Source organism: Nesterenkonia sphaerica (assembly GCF_005771565.1).
In the GTDB taxonomy this organism is placed as follows: Bacteria; Actinomycetota; Actinomycetes; order Actinomycetales; family Micrococcaceae; genus Nesterenkonia; species Nesterenkonia sphaerica.
This window is the reverse complement of record NZ_VAWA01000002.1, coordinates 285,810-301,593: the sequence shown is the minus strand read 5'-3', so window position 1 is coordinate 301,593 and position 15,784 is coordinate 285,810. Positions and strand designations below refer to the sequence as shown.

Here is a 15,784-nt window from a genome sequence, read left to right as displayed (position 1 = left end):
GCGCGGAAGGAAGAGTCAACTACCGTGAGCAGCACTGATCCCCGGGACCTGGTCGGCACCGCTCCGGCGGTGGAGGAGAAGGCGCTGGAGGCAGCCCTGCGGCCGAAGGCCCTGGACGACTTCGTCGGGCAGGCCACTGTACGAACCCAGCTGTCGCTTGTGCTTCAGTCCTCCCGGATTCGCCAGACGGCGGCAGACCACGTGCTGCTCTCGGGTCCCCCGGGACTGGGCAAGACCACTCTGGCGATGATCATTGCCGCCGAGATGCAGGCCGCCTTGCGCATCACCTCGGGTCCAGCCATCCAGCACGCTGGGGACCTGGCAGCGATTCTGTCGTCACTGACCGACGGTGAGGTGCTCTTCATCGACGAAATTCACCGAATGTCGCGCCCCGCTGAAGAGATGCTGTACATCGCCATGGAGGACTTCCGCGTCGACATCATCGTGGGCAAAGGTGCCGGGGCGACGTCGATCCCGCTGGAACTGGCCCCGTTCACCTTGGTTGGCGCCACCACCCGGGCCGGGCTGCTTCCGGGGCCGCTGCGGGACCGATTCGGCTTCACCGGCCACCTGGAGTACTACAGCCCCGAGGAGCTGCAGAAAGTGCTTCGACGCTCCGCAGGGATGCTGGAGATGCAGGTCACCGCCGGGGGATTCGTGGAAATCTCCTCACGGTCGCGCGGCACCCCGCGCATTGCCAACCGGCTTCTGCGCCGCGTGCGGGACTGGGCACTAGTGCATGAAGTCAATGAGGTCGACCGCGCCGCAGCTTCAGCGGCATTGGACACCTATGAGGTGGACTCGCTGGGACTAGATCGCCTCGACCGGGCCGTGTTGGAGGCCCTATGCACCAAGTTCCGCGGCGGTCCGGTGGGTCTGTCCACCTTGGCCATATTGGTGGGGGAGGAGACCGAAACGGTGGAGACGGTCGCCGAACCTTATTTGGTGCGTGAGGGCCTGCTGGCCAGAACCCCGCGGGGTCGAATTGCCACTGACGCCGCGTGGGAGCACCTGGGGCTCACCGCACCGCCACAGCGCGATGAACAGACATCGCCGCTGTGGGATGAGTGAATCTCCAGCTTTGCCTGTTAGGGTGAACGGTTGTGATTGACTCCCTGACACTACACCTGTCCACTGTGACCGCCGCCGCCCCTGTTGCCGGAGCCGAAGGCGGCGAAGCTGGCGGAAGCGCCATTTTCATGCTGCTGATGTTCGGCTTGCTGGCACTGTTCATCTTCGCCACGTGGCGGCGCAGCCGCAAGATGCGCGAGGACGTGCGCAAGGCCAATGAGGGCGCGGTAGTAGGCGCCGAAGTGGTCACCGCCGGAGGCATCGTCGGTCGCGTGGTCAGCCGCGACGACGAACACCAGCGCATCACCCTCGAGTTCTCCCACGGGGACCGTATGGACTTCCTGCTGCAGGCGGTTCAGCAGGTGGTGGAGCCAGCCCCGGGACAGAGGCCGGAGACCGATGTGACGGAGGCAGATCAGCCGGACATCGATCCCACGGCACCTGACAGCACCGACCCCCGCTAGCAGCATCCTCCATGGCCGCATCAAAGCCCGTGCGGAGGGCACGAGCCGCACTTGTGGTTCTCTTCCTGCTGTTGGTCGGAATGGGCGGAGGCCTTGCCTACGGCGTCCAGCAGGGTCAGGCGCAGTGGGCCCCGCTGCTCGCCCTCGACTTGTCGGGAGGCACCCAGATGGTGCTCTCGCCGCAGGTGGAATCCGGTGAGGAAATCGATGACGACCAGCTGAACCAGGCCGTCGAAATCATCCGCCAGCGTGTCGACGGAACCGGCGTGGCGGAGGCCGAGATCGCTGTGCAGGGTGCGGAGAACGTCGTTGTCGGCATGCCCGGTGTCCCCGATGAGGAAACCCGGCAGCTGATTCAGGCCAGTGCGGCGATGGAGTTCCGGCCGGTGCTGGATGCACGTTTCGACGCCGCCTATGCCGAAGAGATGCAGATGCAGGAGCTGGCCGAGAACCCTGATCTCAGCGACGCGGAGCGAGAAGAGATCCTGCAACAGCTGGAGACGCTGGAGGAGGATGAGGAGTTCGGCGAAGACGAACAGGCCCGCCCAGAAGACTTCGACGAACCGACGGCAGAACCGGAAGACCATTCGGATCTCAATTGGATCACCCCGGAACTCGCTGCAGACTTCCACAACTATGAGTGCACCCGGGACCTGCCCCTGGCCGAGCGTGAAGCTCAGGAGGCCGACGAGCCGCTGATCACCTGCAACCCCGACACCGGGGAGGTCCTGCTGCTCGGCCCAGTAGACGTCGACGGCGACAATATCGACGACGCCAGCTGGGGCACTGAGTCCCGGCAGGATGGCAGCCCCACCGGTGCCTATGAGACCGTCATTCACTTCGACTCCACGGGCACGGAGCAGTTCCGGGAGTCCTCGACTCGGCTCTTCGGCTTCGAGCAGGGTACTCCGCAGAATCGCTTCGGCATCGTGCTGGACGGTCAGGTGATTGTGGCCCCGAACATGGTCAGTCCCATCACAGACGGCAACGCCCGCATCACCGGTGGATACACCGATGAGGAGGCGCGCAACCTGGCCGAACAGCTACGCTACGGCTCACTGCCGATCTCCTTCCAGATCGAGTCGGAGCAGCAGATCTCGGCGACGCTGGGTGCTGATCAGCTGCGTATGGGACTTCTGGCCGGGATCATCGGTCTGTTCCTCACCGCCGGATACGCTGTGTACCAGTACCGGGCGCTGGCGCTGGCGGTGACAATCCCTTCACTGATCGTGGTGGGGCTGATCACCTGGTGGGCGATCTCGCTGCTGGGGTGGTCAGACGGGTATCGACTCTCCTTGGCCGGTATTGCCGGACTGATCCTGTCCATAGGCCTTACCGCTGACTCATTCGTGGTCTATTTTGAACGCGTCAAAGACGAACTCCGCGAGGGCCGCTCATTAGCCGGAGCGGTGGAGGCCGGCTGGTCCCGCGCCCGGCGGACCATTTTGGCATCGAAAGCGGTCAATGTGATCGCCGCAGTGGTGCTGTACCTGGTGGCGGTGGGCAATGTCCGTGGCTTCGCCTTCACCCTCGGCCTGACGGCGCTGATCGATGTGATACTGGTCTTCCTGTTCACCCACCCGCTGATGCAGCTGCTGGCACGGCGCCGGTTCTTCGCCGCTGGCAAGCGGTTCTCCGGACTCAGCGCCAAAGAACTTGGCGTCGACGTTCTTTACAAGGGTGCCGGGCGTTTCGCTCGCTCTCAGGTGGTGTACTCGGAGCACGCCGCGGCAGCTGTGGTGGGCGAAGCAGCGCCTGCCGCGGCCGGGCCGCCGCCGAGTACCCGGCCGGTGACGCCTGAGGAGCCGGACATCGCCGAGGCCGACTGGGCCAACATGACCATCGCCGAACGGCGCAAAGCCAGGGAAGAACTGGCACGGGCGCAGGCGGAATCACTCAGGGAAGGGGCTGATCGCTGATGGCCGCCGGATTCGCCACAGCAGGGAACCAGCTCTACACCGGTGAGCGGTCCTACCCGTTCGTGCAGCGCTCTCGCCTCTGGTTCCTGGTCGCAGCGATCCTGGTGGCTGTGGCCATCGCGATTCCTTTCTTGCGCGGGGGATTCAACTTCGGGATCGAATTCACCGGTGGCAGCGAATTCACCATTTCACAGACCGAGAACACCGACATCAGCATCGGTGAAGACGCAGTTCAGGAAGTCTCCGGCCAAGATGCCGTGGTCACCCAGATCACCGAGCAGACCATCCGCGTCCAGACCGAGGAGCTCGACGAGGAGGAGACGCTGGAGGTCGGACAGGCCCTGCAGGAAGGGTACGGAGTGGGGCCCGACCAGGTGTCTTCGACCTTTATCGGGCCCGTCTGGGGAGAGCACGTCTCTCAGCAGATGATGATCGGCCTGGGCGTGTTTCTGCTGCTGGTCGCGCTCTATATGGCGCTGTACTTCCGGACCTGGAAGATGTCGGTGGCCGCGCTGGCCGGACTGGCGTTCGTGGTGGTGGTGACCGTCGGCATCTACTCCGCCACCGGGTTCGAAGTCACCCCCAGTGCGATCATTGGGTTCCTCACGATCCTGTCCTATGCGTTGTACGACACGATGGTCGTCTTCGACAAGATCAGGGAGAACGTCGGTCCGCTGCAGGAGCAGAAGGACCAGACGTTCACCGAGCGGGTCAATCTCGCCATCAACCAAACGTTGGTCAGGTCGGTCAACACCTCGGTGGTGGGCCTCCTGCCCGTCGGGTCGATCCTGTTCATCGGTTCGTGGCTGCTCGGGGCCGGCACACTGCGGGACATTGCACTGGCCCTGTTCACCGGGATCATCGTCGGCACCATCGCCACGATCTTCGTCCAGGCCCCGCTCTATGCTTGGATGCGCCGGGGGGATGCGGATGTGACGGCACATACCGATCTTGTGCTCCGGCTCCGCGAGGAGCGCGGAGTAGGGACGGTGACCTACTCCGGCACTCCCCTGGATGCAGAGGGTCAGCCGGTAGCTTTCCCGCCGCTTCCTGAACCGGAGGAACCGGCAGAAGCCGAGGAGATCGAGATTCTGGACTGGGACCTTGTGGTCAGCGGAGAGCCCCCGGAATCTTCTAGCGAGGAACAGCGTTAGACTGTCTCCACATTGCATGTCAATTGTCATGAGGGAGTAGGCACCAAAAGCGTGAACAGCGACGGCGCACCGGCTCCTGGGGCTGCGGCGGCCACCACTCCTCCAGCGGAGCCCACCGCACCACCGGGTACCCACACAGCACCCGCCCGCCGCGCGCGGGCGGTGGGGTCGCTGGCGCATTCTCAGGACTCGCCGCTGCTGGAGCCGCTGCTGCGCGCGGTGCGCGCTAATCGTGCCGAGGGCGACCTTCCGCTGATCCGCCGCGCTTTTGCCACTGCGGAGCATCACCACCGCGGCCAGAAGCGCAAGTCAGGCGATCCCTACATCACCCACCCTGTCGCTGTGGCCACGATCTTGGCTGAACTCGGACTCAACGGATCCACCTTGGCCGCCGCGCTGCTCCACGACACCGTCGAGGACACCGAATACAGCCTGGAGGAGCTCACCGCTGATTTCGGCAAGGAAATCAGTCTCCTGGTGGACGGTGTGACCAAACTGGACAAGCTTAAATTCGGCGACGCCGCCCAGGCAGAAACCGTGCGGAAGATGGTCTTGGCCATGGCCAAAGACATCCGCGTGCTGATGATCAAGTTGGCAGACCGGCTCCACAACGCGCGAACCTGGCGGTATGTCCCCCCGGAGAAGAGTGCTCGGAAGGCCAAAGAGACTCTGGAGATCTTTTCACCCCTGGCGCACCGACTGGGCATGAACACCCTGAAGTGGGAGTTGGAGGACCTGTCTTTCGCCGCGCTGTACCCCAAGGTCTACGAAGAGATCGTCCGGCTGGTGGGGGACCGGACCCCGCAGCGGGAGAAGTTTCTCTCAGAAGTGCGGGCGGCCATCGCTGATGACCTCAACGGGGCGAACATTTCCGCGACCATCACCGGCAGACCTAAGCATTACTATTCGATCTACCAGAAGATGATCGTCCGTGGAAAGGAATTCGACGACATCCATGACCTCATGGGGGTGCGGGTGCTGGTGGACTCCGTGCGTGACTGTTATGCGGCGCTGGGCTCACTCCACGCCAGATGGTCCCCCCTGCCTGGCAGGTTCAAGGACTACATCGCCATGCCCAAGTTCAATATGTACCAGTCCCTGCACACCACTGTCCTGGGCCCGGCAGGGAAGCCTGTGGAGGTGCAGATCAGAACCCACGAGATGCACCGGCGTGCCGAATACGGGGTAGCCGCTCATTGGAAGTACAAGCGGCACCCCGCCTCCGGGCAGGGCACCCGGCCCTCCGGAGCCGCCCCGGCAGCTCAGCCCAAGGGCGCAACGCAGCAGTCCCAGGCCACCGAGGAGATCGGCTGGCTGCGGTCCCTAGTCGATTGGCAGTCGGAAACGACTGATCCAGATGAGTTTCTCGAGTCGCTGCGCAATGAGATCAATACCCGGGAGGTGTTCGTCTACACCCCTCAGGGCGAGGTGATCTCACTGCCGGCAGGAGCCACGCCGGTAGACTTCGCCTACGCCATACACACTGATGTGGGACACAAGACCATCGGGGCACGTGTCAATGGCAAGCTCGTGCCGCTGAGCTCAGAGCTCAACCACGGGGATTGGGTGGAAATCTTCACCTCGAAGGCGGAGAGCGCAGGGCCGTCGAATGACTGGCTCATGTTCGTCAAGTCGGCTCGGGCGCGCAACAAGATTCGCCACTGGTTCTCGAAGGAACGCCGCGAGGAGTCCATCGAGCGCGGAAAAGAGATGCTCACCAAGGCCACGCGGAAGTCCAACCTTCCGCTGCAGAAGGCCATGAACCCCGATGTGCTGCTCACCGTCGCCGAGGAGCTGCATTACACCGACATCTCCGGACTCTATGCCGGCATCGGCGAGGAGCACGTCTCGATCCAGAATGTCCTCGAACATGTGGGCTCCCTCTTGGACACGGACGAAGAAGAGTCCGAAGAACACGACATCACCCCCATCACCTCACCGGCCACGCGTCCGTCGGAATACGCCGATGCGGGGGTGACGGTCCGAGGCGCACAAAATGTGCTGGCCAAACTGGCCCGGTGCTGCACCCCGGTGCCGCCCGACGCCATCGAGGGTTTTGTCACTCGGGGACAGGGGGTCTCTGTCCATCGGGCGGACTGTCGCAACGTCAATCAGCTGCGCGAGCAACCAGGCCGTCTGGTGGAGGTCGACTGGGCTCCCACGAAATCCTCGGTCTTCCTGGTTGAGATCCAGGTGGAGGCGCTGGACAGGAAGTCGCTGCTGTTGGATGTGACCCGGACCCTGGCCGAGTCGCAGGTCAATATCCTCTCCGCCACCGTGCAGACTTCCCGGGACAGGGTGGCCGTCTCCCGCTTCAGCTTCGAGATGGGCGACCCGAGGTATCTCAACCACGTGCTGAACTCTGTGCGACGCATCGACGGTGTCTACGATGTCTACCGCACCGTGGGCAAGCGGCGCGAAACGCACTGAGCAATCAGCTCACCGATGCGCCGGTGGCGCTGATGGTCCCAACCCGTCCGGGAGAGGATCCGCATCACCAGATCAGCAAGCTGCCAGGGGCCGGACTGTGATTGGTGCAGCAGCTGGTCAATAGTGTGCCAGCGCTGATGCATGATGCGTTCATCTTCAGGCCCGGGGTGCCAGAGATCCTCATCCCGGTCCCACAGCGGGGATTGGGCGCACGGCCACCGCTGTAGGATCCGTTCGGCACGGCCGTACCCTTCAGCGATTCGGTCCAATGCCCGGCGTAGGTGCCGCACGCCTGTACCGCAGAAGAGGTCTGCAGCGGTGCGCAATGAAGTGGTGCAGGCGGTGGGGCCAAACCTTTCTACGTCCTCGGGGCTGAGCCGGCTCCGGTGAAGCTGCACCTTGCGCACGGAGAATCGGCGGTTGGTCTCCGCGTCCACCAGGACCGTGAGCTTCTTCGGAGCCGCAGTGCCCAGATGCACCCAGGCGGCGGTCTCTCCGCAGAGAACACCGTGCTCCGCCAGGGCAGAGTTCAGCAGCATGGCAGCGGCTGCAGCACGGACTGCGGGACTGTCGGGGACGACATTTTCCGCATAGACATCACTCACTACGTGCCGCATGGCGCCACGCTGTGTCATCGCCTGCAGCTCTGCGGAGCTGAAGGGCTTGCCGGTGGTGTGCAGGTGCTCCTGAAGCCCACCGGCATCGCCGCCACTGTGTGCTGACTGCATAGTGCCAGCTTGGTCGCTTCGTGGCCGCGGCTACAAGACCCTAATCAGATCTGTGGAAAACCAGGGTGCCGGGTTCTGTCCCCTGCGCGGCGCGCATATTCAGCGCATGCGTGAGGATTTCCACTGCGGCGGCCTGGTCGATGCTGGCCCGCTGGTGCCGGGCCTCCACCCCGGAAGCGCGCATCTTATCCGAGGCGGAGACAGTGGAGAGGCGTTCGTCAATGAGCCGAACTTCTGCTGAAAGCATCTGTTCTGCGAAACGTTCCGCCAGTGCCTGAGCAAACTCCCGAGCCTTCTGGGTGGATGGCGTCTCGACCCCGGAGAGGGACAGGGGGAGTCCCACATAGACCACTGCGCACTTCCGGTCCTGGGCTATGCGGGTGATCATCCGCAGATCTGAGCCCCGGTTCTTGTCCCGGCGCAGGGTCATCACCGGAGTCGCCAGCAGCGCATCCGGATCCGTGGCAGCAAGGCCTACGCGGGCGTCCCCGACGTCGACCGCAAGCCGCACTCCCGCTCGATCCCGGCTCATTATCGGGCAGGCTCACGATTCTGCACCGCCGCCAGCACCGCTGACAACGCCGCAGGGATCTGAGCGGGGTCCTGGCCCCCGCCCTGGGCGAGATCCGGTTTTCCGCCGCCGCCACCGCCGAGCACGCGGCACGCCTGCTTGACCAGATCCCCCGCAGAGAGACCCTCGGCGCGGGCCGCCTCCGTAGTGCCGACCACCACCACCGGCCGCGCTTTGGCCTCCCCAGCGATGGCCACCACGGCAGGCTCGGAGGCGAATCGTCCCCGCAGGTCTATGGTCAATTGGCGCAGCTCATCACTGTCTGCTGCGCCGGCGTGATGGGTCAGCACGTGGACTCCGCCTGCGTCGACGGCCTGCCCCAGGAGCTGGCCGGCCTGGCTGCGCAGCTGCTCGGCCCGCAGCCGCTCCAGCTCCCGTTCGGTCTCCTTCAGCTTCTGGAGAGTGGCGGAGATGCGGTCCGGCACTTGATCCGCGGGGACTTTGAGCATGTCGGTCAGCTGGTTGACCAGGGTGCGCTCGGCCGCGAAGTGCTTGAACGCGTCGAGCCCCACCAAAGCCTCAACGCGACGGTTGCCGGAGCCCACAGATCCTTCGGAGAGCAGAGCGAGGGTGCCGATCTCAGCAGTGGAGCCTACGTGGGTGCCACCGCACAGCTCACGGGACCATGGGCCGTTGACCTCCACCACCCGCACTTCATCACTGTACTTCTCGCCGAAGAGCATCATCGCGCCCAGCGCCTTGGCCTCATCGAGGGCCATGGTCTTGGTCTCCACCGGGTAGTTGTCGCGGATGGACAGGTTGGAGATCTCTTCGAGCTCCTGCCGGGCACCGGGGGAGAGGGCGTCGTCGTGGGTGAAGTCGAAGCGCAGGTAACCCTCCTTGTTGAAGGAACCTGCCTGTACGGCCTCTGGTCCTAACACGTCATGCAGTGCTGCGTGCACAATGTGCGTGGCCGTATGGGCCTTCTGTGCATCGAGTCGGCGCCGGACATCGATGGAGCCCAGGGCACGAGCACCGACTGAGACCTCACCCTCAATGACCTTCGCCCGGTGTACCGACAGACCCCTGATCGGGGACTGGACATCGTACACATCGATGACGAACCCGTCGCCGGTGATCCGACCGGTGTCGGCGGCCTGGCCGCCAGCCTCAGCGTAGAAAGGAGTGGCGTCCAGCACGATCTCGACCTCGGTGCCTGCTGCAGCGCTGGTCTGCGAGGCCCCCCCAGCGAGAATCCCAAGGACGCGCGCTTCGGTGGTGTGTTCGGTGTATCCGGTGAAATGTGTGCCACTGTCGCCCAGGAGCTGCCGGTACATCTCGGTGTCGGCGTGGCCGGACTTCTTCGCCCGGGCATCAGCCTGAGCACGTTGGCGCTGTTGGGCCATCAGAGTGCGGAACGTCTCCTGGTCCACGCTCACCTCGGCCTCTGCGGCCATCTCCAGGGTGAGGTCGATCGGGAAGCCGTAGGTGTCATGGAGCGCGAAGGCGTCATCGCCGGCCAGTGGAGCGCCGCTGGACTTAGCGGCTGCCACCGCGGACTCCAGCCGCGCGGTGCCCGCGCTGATGGTGCGCAGGAATGCCTGCTCTTCCTTCACTGCGGCTGCGTGGATGACCTCAAAACGTTGCTCGATCTCCGGGTAGACGCCCTTCATCGCGTCACGTGAGACGGAGAGCAGTTCACCGAAGACCGGCTTGTGCACACCCAGCAGCCGCATCGCCAGTATGACGCGCCGGATGAGGCGACGCAGGATGTAGCCGCCGCCCTCATTGGAGGGCCGGACACCGTCAGTGATGAGCATCAGAGCACTGCGGGTATGGTCGGCGATCATGCGGAGGCGCACATCCGTGCCGTGGTGGGGGTCGGTGGGGTCCTCGGTGGAGGTGTAGGTCAGACCAGCAAGCTGTGCCGCTCGGTCGAGCACCGGCCGCACCTGGTCGGTTTCGTACATGTTCTCCACGCCTTGCAGGACCATGGCCAAGCGCTCCAGGCCCAGCCCGGTGTCGATATTCTTGTGCTCCAGAGGACCGGCGACCTCAAACTCGGATTTGGAATGCACCGCTGAGAGGCGGTACTGCATAAAGACCAGGTTCCAAATCTCAACGTACCGGTTCTCGTCGGCAATCGGCCCGCCTTCGACCCCATAGGCAGGGCCGCGGTCGTAGTAGATCTCTGAACAAGGACCACCCGGTCCGGGCTGTCCGGTGGTCCAATAGTTGTCCTCCGGCCCCCGCCGCTGAATCCGGTGCTCCGGCACCCCGACCGTCTCGTGCCAGATCTGGAAAGCCTCGTCGTCGTGTTCGTAGATGGTGACCCACAGGCGCTCCGGGTCCAGTCCGTAGCCACGCAGGCCGGTGTCCGGGTCACCCTGGACCGGGGTGGTGAGCAGTTCCCATGCCATGGGAATTGCTGTCTCTTTGAAGTAGTCACCGAAACTGAAGTTCCCGCACATCTGGAAAAAAGTGCCGTGCCGGGCGGTTTTGCCGACCTCTTCGATGTCCTCGGTGCGAATGCACTTTTGCACGGAGACGGCGCGGGGGTAGGGGGGTGTTTCCACACCAGTGAAATAGGGGATGAAGGGCACCATTCCGGCAATGGTGAACAGCAATGAAGGTTCCGGGGACACCAGCGATGCTGACGGTACGACGGTGTGCTCCTTCGCACTGAAGTAGTCATACCAGGTGCGGGTGATGTCCTGCGACTTCATCGGGGGGTCTCTCCTGCTCAGAGTTGACGTTGGCGGGGTGGCTGAGGCGGGCGCCGGGCCCAGTTTACGTGAGGGAAAACGCGCCGAGCCCGCCGCATCCACCAGGGGACGCGACGGGCTCGGCATGGCTTCGGTGCGGTGTCCGCGCCCGCAGAGCGGAACGCATGACACTTGGCGGGCCTGCGGCCCGGCACTGATCAGCGTGCGTAGTACTCCACGACCAGCTGCTCTTCGCAGGTCACAGGGACCTCGGCGCGCTCTGGTTTGCGAACAAGGGTTGCCTGCAGTGCATCCAGGTCCACCTTCAGGTAGCCGGGCACCGCCGGGAGGACTTCCTGGTGGGCGCCTGCCGCGGCGATCTGGAAGGGTTCAAACTTCTCGCTGCGCTCGTGGACATGGACCATCTGGCCGGGCTTCACACGGAAGGAAGGCCGGTCGACTCGCTTGCCGTTGACCAGGATGTGGCGGTGCACCACGAACTGGCGGGCCTGGGCGATGGTCCGGGCGAACCCGGCCCGCAGCACCACCGCGTCCAGCCGGGATTCGAGCAGCTCAATGAGGTTTTCACCGGTCAGGCCCTCGCCCTGGCGCTTGGCCTCCTCGTAGTAACGAGTCAGCTGCGCTTCGCGGATCCCGTACTGGGCACGCAGCTTCTGCTTCTCCCGCAGACGCACTGCGTAGTCAGAGTCAGTGCGGCGGCGGGTGCGACCATGCTGGCCCGGGCCATAGGGGCGGCGGTCGAGGTACTTCTGAGCTTTGGGGGTCAGCGCAATGCCGAGCGCCCTCGAAGCCTTGACGGTGCGACGCGCACGCAAAGGAGTCTTTGGCATAAAAAAGTGCTTCTTTCTGCTTTCGGCATGAGTATTTATTCTGTGTCACGGCAGTGACATGACACGACCTGGCCTCCGAAGACGTACGTCAGGAGAGTCTGAGCTGCCGGTTGCTCGGGGACTGCGGCGGATTCGTCTGCTCCGCCTGCCAGACAAACCAAGAGTCTATCAAACATCCCGGTGTGGGGCGCGTAGTGACCACGAGCGCCGACCCGTACGGGCTTCAGCCGCGCAGGGCTTTGCGGTCAGGCCGTGCCCGCCACGGGTCCACACCCTTGGGGATCGGTGGCTTGCTGATCGGAAGTGTGGACAGCCGCCGCTCCACGGCGTGGACCTCGTGCTTATTCAGGGCCTTGTCCAGCTTCTTGATGTGTTTGGTCAGCTTAGGCAGCGGAACCTGTTCCTGGCTGCGACCGGTCTGCACAATGTGCACCGGCACCTCATCCCGGAGCACGGGCCGCAGGCGCTTCTGTGCCTTGCTCGCCAGTTTCTTAGCACGCGATGGTGGTCCCTCTGTGACGAGGACCACCCCTGGTTTGCCGATGACGCGGAAGACGGCGTCCTGAGTCTTGGGGTCCATCTGAATGGGCTCTTCGGTGACGATCCACCCCCGCCGCAGTGTGTTCAGCGCTGCGGCTGCGGCCCCTGGCCGGCCTTCGATACGGGCGAAGGCGGCCTTCTCCGCGCGGCGATTCATCAGGATCATGGCTGCGAGAAGGGCGAAGGGCAGAGCCATCAGCAGTGCCACGATCCAGTGGAAGAGGAACTGGGTGATGACGAAGACCACGGCGAAGGTCACCACGGCTGCCAGCAGCATCCACCACCCGATATTCGGGTCGAAGGAGCGGGTCATCTTAAAGACCTGCTTGATGCGCGAGAAGATCCCCTCGCCTGCGGCCTTCTTCGCCTTGCGAGCGGCCTTACGCTGCTTCTTCTGGGTCTTCTGCTGCTCGCGAAGCTTCTTCAGCTCAGCTTTGGCCTGCTGCTTGGAAATTTTGGAATCTGCCATGATGCCTCCAGTCTACCGCAGGGCAGACGAGCCCAGACGTCGGCGCAGCGCCCCTGAGGTCGCTGATGCACCGGGCGGCCGATCAGGCCGACGTCGCCTAGAAACCGGCGGCCACGAGGGTGGCTGCCTCCTGTTTGGTCTGCCCGGAAGGCTCGATGTGGGCGAGCTCCTCTGGTACGGGCCAGCCCTTCTTCTGCATCGCTTTGGCCCACAATGATCCGGCGCGGTAGGAGGAGCGTACCAAAGGTCCGGACATGACGCCGAGGAATCCGATCTCTTCGGCTTCCTCGGAGATCTCCATGAACTCCTGTGGCTTAACCCAGCGGTCGACGGGAAGATGCCGGGGGGTCGGACGCAGATACTGCGTGATGGTCAGCAGGTCACATCCGGCGTCGTGCAGATCTTGGAGGGCTTCGGAGATTTCCTCCCGGGTTTCTCCCATGCCGAGAATCAGGTTGGATTTGGTGATCATCCCGTGGTTGCGGCCCTGGGTCAGCACATCCATGGACCGCTCGTACCGGAATGCGGGGCGGATCCTGCGGAAGATCCGCGGCACAGTTTCCACGTTATGGGCGAAGACCTCCGGCTTGGCCTCACAGATTGCGGCGATGTTCTCCGGTTTGCCGGAGAAGTCGGGGATCAGGATCTCGACTCCCGTGCCCGGGTTCAGCTGGTGGATCTGGCGGATGGTCTCGGCATAGAGCCACACCCCTCCATCGGGAAGGTCATCGCGAGCCACCCCCGTGACCGTGGCGTAGCGCAGCTGCATCTCGCGGACCGACTCTGCCACCTGCAGCGGCTCTGCCTCATCCAGCGGAGCTGGGCGGCCTGTGTCGATCTCGCAGAAGTCGCACCGGCGTGTACAGGCTGAGCCGCCTATGAGGAAGGTCGCTTCGCGGTCCTCCCAGCACTCAAAGATATTGGGGCAGCCGGCTTCCTCACAGACCGTGTGGAGCCCCTTGCCGCCGACACGTTTCTTCATATCGGCGAATTCGGGACCCATCTTCACTTTGGTGCGCATCCATTCAGGCTTGCGCTCGACCGGCACGGCCGCGTTTTTCGCCTCCACCCGAAGCATTCTGCGGCCTTCGGGGGCGATGGTTCCTGTTCCTGCCGCAGCTGGGGCGCATCCACTCAACGTGAGACCTCTTCCTTGGGCGTTGACTCTCGGCCAGCGGTGTCCATGGCGCAGGGGCCGACACTGACCGCCGGCTCCCCTGACGAGATGTAACGCGGCAGCACCGACTCCAATTCCTCAGTCACCCGTGGGGCGATGTCGGCAGGGGTGACCGTCCGTCCCAGCTCTGCGCTGATAGTGGTGGTCCCCGCGTCGCTGATGCCGCAGGGAATGATGTTCCCGAAGGGCGCAAGGTCATTGGAGCAGTTCAGCGCAAAGCCGTGCATTGTCACCGAGCGATGCACGCGGATGCCGATCGCGGCGATCTTGCGCACGTCCCCGCCGTCGGTGAGCCACACTCCCGAGCGGCCCTCGACGCGGCTTGCGCCGATGCCGTAGTCCTCGGCCAGGATACGGATCAGAGTATTCTCCAGGGCGCACACATAGTCCTTGACGGCGCTGCGGTCCCGCAGCCGCAGCAGTGGGTAGCCGACCAGCTGCCCCCGACCGTGCCAGGTGAGTTTCCCACCCCGGTCTACGTCAATGACCGGGGTGCCGTCCTGCGGACGATCCTGGGGCTCAGTGCGCTTCCCAGCGGTGTACACGTCGGCGTGCTCGAGCATCAGCAGTGTCGAGTCTGCCGCACCGGTGAGAATCTGGGAATGCAGCTGGCGCTGCAACTCCCAGGCGTGCTCGTAGTCGACAAGCTCAGGATCGAAACCAAGGTACCGAGTCTGCATTGCGGTCATGTGCATAGCCTACGCCTATCCGCGCCTTGACAAGGCGCACTACCGGCTGCCCCCGCTGTTGTGGATAACTTCTGCGGTCCCGGCGAATTCGGTGCATTCTGAGGAGATGCACCACGACCTCACCCCCGGCTGGACGTCTCATACAGCTCCGATACCTCCGCGGGTCGCCGGTATGGTCACCGAGCGGCTGCTGGGAATTGGGGGTCGCAGCGCCGTCTGGCTGGTCCAGTGCCGTCTGCCCAGCGCATCGGCCATCATATGGGCGGGCCCGAACCCGCCGGACAGGCTCGCCCTGAAGGTGCCGTTGTCCACCGGGCGGAGCTCACCGCCGCTGCGCTCGGCACAGCGCGAGCTGGAGGCAATGCTCCCACTGGTCCATGAGTTTATGGTCCGACCCTGGGGCCTGGTGACCACTGCCGAGAATCAGACGGCTCTGCTGCTGGAGGCCTGCACAGCGGGGTCGCTGGGTCAGCTGCGCCGCTCGGCGGGGCCCCTGAGCCCCGGCCAGTGCGTGACTGCCCTGACCCCGGTGGCGCAGGCGTTGGCTCATCTGCACGAACGCGGAGCCGCACACGGGGACGTCACTGCGGCGAACATTCTGCTCACACCGGAGGGTCGTCCCGCGTTGGGGGACCTGGGGGACGCGGTGCTGCTGGGCATGGACGCTGCCTATGGCACGGCCGAAGACGATGTCAGAGCGCTCGGGTCTGTGGCATGGGGCTGCCTTACCGGCAGAGAGCCGGAACCAGCACCACGCCGAGTACCGCTGCAGAGCCTGGTCCCGGGAGCCGGGGACGAGCTCACAGAACTTCTCGAAGCCTCGCTCAGTCCCCATCCGGCGGATCGGCCCCTGGCCGGAGAGTTTGCCGCTGAGCTCTACTCAGCGGTGCGCGCGGACCCGTTGGACCTGCTGCCAGCAGTCGACGACGCCACGCTGGCGGAGTTGCCGACGGTGCTGACCGGATCCGGTACTGGCAGGAACGGGGAGCGCTTTGCTGGACGCGTTGCCGACCTGTGGCACCGGGTGCGGCGGTGCCTGCGCAGAAGGCGGTGAGGACCCCGACTTCTGGGGCCCT

At 64.4% G+C, this 15,784-nt stretch carries 13 protein-coding genes; 6 read left to right on the top strand and 7 right to left on the bottom strand.

Annotation, left to right across the window (positions count from 1 at the left end; translation table 11 throughout):
* The first annotated feature begins 24 nt into the window (after positions 1 to 24).
* From ruvB to FEF27_RS02820, 5 genes are read left to right on the top strand one after another with little or no spacing between them, the layout of a single operon-like run.
* Entirely contained in the window at positions 25 to 1,071 is a 1,047-nt protein-coding gene (gene ruvB / locus FEF27_RS02840; protein ID WP_138169302.1) for a Holliday junction branch migration DNA helicase RuvB, read from the top strand.
* Between the two features lie 32 nt (positions 1,072 to 1,103).
* A complete protein-coding gene (locus FEF27_RS02835; RefSeq protein WP_138169301.1) occupies positions 1,104 to 1,535 on the top strand; it encodes a preprotein translocase subunit YajC in 432 nt (143 codons plus the stop codon).
* A gap of 11 nt (positions 1,536 to 1,546) precedes the next feature.
* Complete coding sequence (gene secD / locus FEF27_RS02830) at positions 1,547 to 3,454, top strand: protein translocase subunit SecD (RefSeq protein WP_138169300.1); 1,908 nt, start codon at positions 1,547 to 1,549, stop codon at positions 3,452 to 3,454.
* A complete protein-coding gene (secF, locus tag FEF27_RS02825; RefSeq protein WP_138169299.1) occupies positions 3,454 to 4,608 on the top strand; it encodes a protein translocase subunit SecF in 1,155 nt (384 codons plus the stop codon). The genes secD and secF overlap by 1 nt, the downstream gene beginning before the upstream one ends.
* 51 nt (positions 4,609 to 4,659) lie before the next feature.
* On the top strand, positions 4,660 to 7,038 hold the full coding sequence (locus FEF27_RS02820) for a RelA/SpoT family protein (protein WP_138169298.1): 2,379 nt from the start codon (positions 4,660 to 4,662) through the stop codon (positions 7,036 to 7,038).
* Here FEF27_RS02820 and FEF27_RS02815 read toward each other — a convergent pair.
* The 7 genes from FEF27_RS02815 to lipB all read right to left on the bottom strand — a co-directional run bounded on the left by FEF27_RS02815 (position 7,002) and on the right by lipB (position 14,708).
* A complete protein-coding gene (locus FEF27_RS02815) occupies positions 7,002 to 7,766 on the bottom strand; it encodes a hypothetical protein (RefSeq protein WP_138169297.1) in 765 nt (254 codons plus the stop codon). The genes FEF27_RS02820 and FEF27_RS02815 overlap by 37 nt on opposite strands.
* A gap of 40 nt (positions 7,767 to 7,806) precedes the next feature.
* Positions 7,807 to 8,298: a Holliday junction resolvase RuvX gene (gene ruvX / locus FEF27_RS02810; protein ID WP_138169296.1), complete on the bottom strand. Its 492-nt coding sequence runs from the start codon at positions 8,296 to 8,298 to the stop codon at positions 7,807 to 7,809.
* On the bottom strand, positions 8,298 to 11,003 hold the full coding sequence (gene alaS, locus FEF27_RS02805) for an alanine--tRNA ligase (RefSeq protein WP_138169295.1): 2,706 nt from the start codon (positions 11,001 to 11,003) through the stop codon (positions 8,298 to 8,300). Before alaS ends, ruvX begins: the two co-directional genes overlap by 1 nt.
* A 197-nt stretch (positions 11,004 to 11,200) precedes the next feature.
* The gene (rpsD, locus tag FEF27_RS02800) at positions 11,201 to 11,833 is read right to left on the bottom strand and encodes a 30S ribosomal protein S4 (protein WP_138169294.1); all 633 of its coding nucleotides are present in this window, start codon (positions 11,831 to 11,833) and stop codon (positions 11,201 to 11,203) included.
* 223 nt (positions 11,834 to 12,056) lie between these two features.
* The gene (locus FEF27_RS02795; RefSeq protein ID WP_138169293.1) at positions 12,057 to 12,842 is read right to left on the bottom strand and encodes a DUF4191 domain-containing protein; all 786 of its coding nucleotides are present in this window, start codon (positions 12,840 to 12,842) and stop codon (positions 12,057 to 12,059) included.
* A gap of 97 nt (positions 12,843 to 12,939) precedes the next feature.
* On the bottom strand, positions 12,940 to 13,920 hold the full coding sequence (lipA, locus tag FEF27_RS02790; protein WP_138169344.1) for a lipoyl synthase: 981 nt from the start codon (positions 13,918 to 13,920) through the stop codon (positions 12,940 to 12,942).
* 56 nt (positions 13,921 to 13,976) lie between these two features.
* Entirely contained in the window at positions 13,977 to 14,708 is a 732-nt protein-coding gene (lipB, locus tag FEF27_RS02785; RefSeq protein ID WP_138169292.1) for a lipoyl(octanoyl) transferase LipB, read from the bottom strand.
* On the opposite strand from lipB, the gene FEF27_RS02780 reads away from it, so the two are divergent.
* Positions 14,707 to 15,762 carry a protein kinase domain-containing protein gene (locus FEF27_RS02780; RefSeq protein WP_138169291.1) on the top strand — a complete coding sequence of 352 codons (1,056 nt, stop codon included), beginning with the start codon at positions 14,707 to 14,709 and terminating at the stop codon, positions 15,760 to 15,762. The genes lipB and FEF27_RS02780 overlap by 2 nt on opposite strands.
* Positions 15,763 to 15,784 lie beyond the last annotated feature (22 nt).

What these genes read in the sequence shown, in the direction of transcription:
- FEF27_RS02795 (WP_138169293.1), bottom strand. Translation starts at nt 12,842, where the DNA reads ATGGCAGATTCCAAAATTTCCAAGCAGCAGGCCAAAGCTGAGCTGAAG.
- FEF27_RS02780 (WP_138169291.1), top strand. Translation starts at nt 14,707, where the DNA reads ATGTGCATAGCCTACGCCTATCCGCGCCTTGACAAGGCGCACTACCGG.
- secD (WP_138169300.1), top strand. Translation starts at nt 1,547, where the DNA reads ATGGCCGCATCAAAGCCCGTGCGGAGGGCACGAGCCGCACTTGTGGTT.
- rpsD (WP_138169294.1), bottom strand. Translation starts at nt 11,833, where the DNA reads ATGCCAAAGACTCCTTTGCGTGCGCGTCGCACCGTCAAGGCTTCGAGG.
- ruvX (WP_138169296.1), bottom strand. Translation starts at nt 8,298, where the DNA reads ATGAGCCGGGATCGAGCGGGAGTGCGGCTTGCGGTCGACGTCGGGGAC.
- alaS (WP_138169295.1), bottom strand. Translation starts at nt 11,003, where the DNA reads ATGAAGTCGCAGGACATCACCCGCACCTGGTATGACTACTTCAGTGCG.
- secF (WP_138169299.1), top strand. Translation starts at nt 3,454, where the DNA reads ATGGCCGCCGGATTCGCCACAGCAGGGAACCAGCTCTACACCGGTGAG.
- lipB (WP_138169292.1), bottom strand. Translation starts at nt 14,708, where the DNA reads ATGACCGCAATGCAGACTCGGTACCTTGGTTTCGATCCTGAGCTTGTC.
- lipA (WP_138169344.1), bottom strand. Translation starts at nt 13,920, where the DNA reads ATGCTTCGGGTGGAGGCGAAAAACGCGGCCGTGCCGGTCGAGCGCAAG.
- FEF27_RS02815 (WP_138169297.1), bottom strand. Translation starts at nt 7,766, where the DNA reads ATGCAGTCAGCACACAGTGGCGGCGATGCCGGTGGGCTTCAGGAGCAC.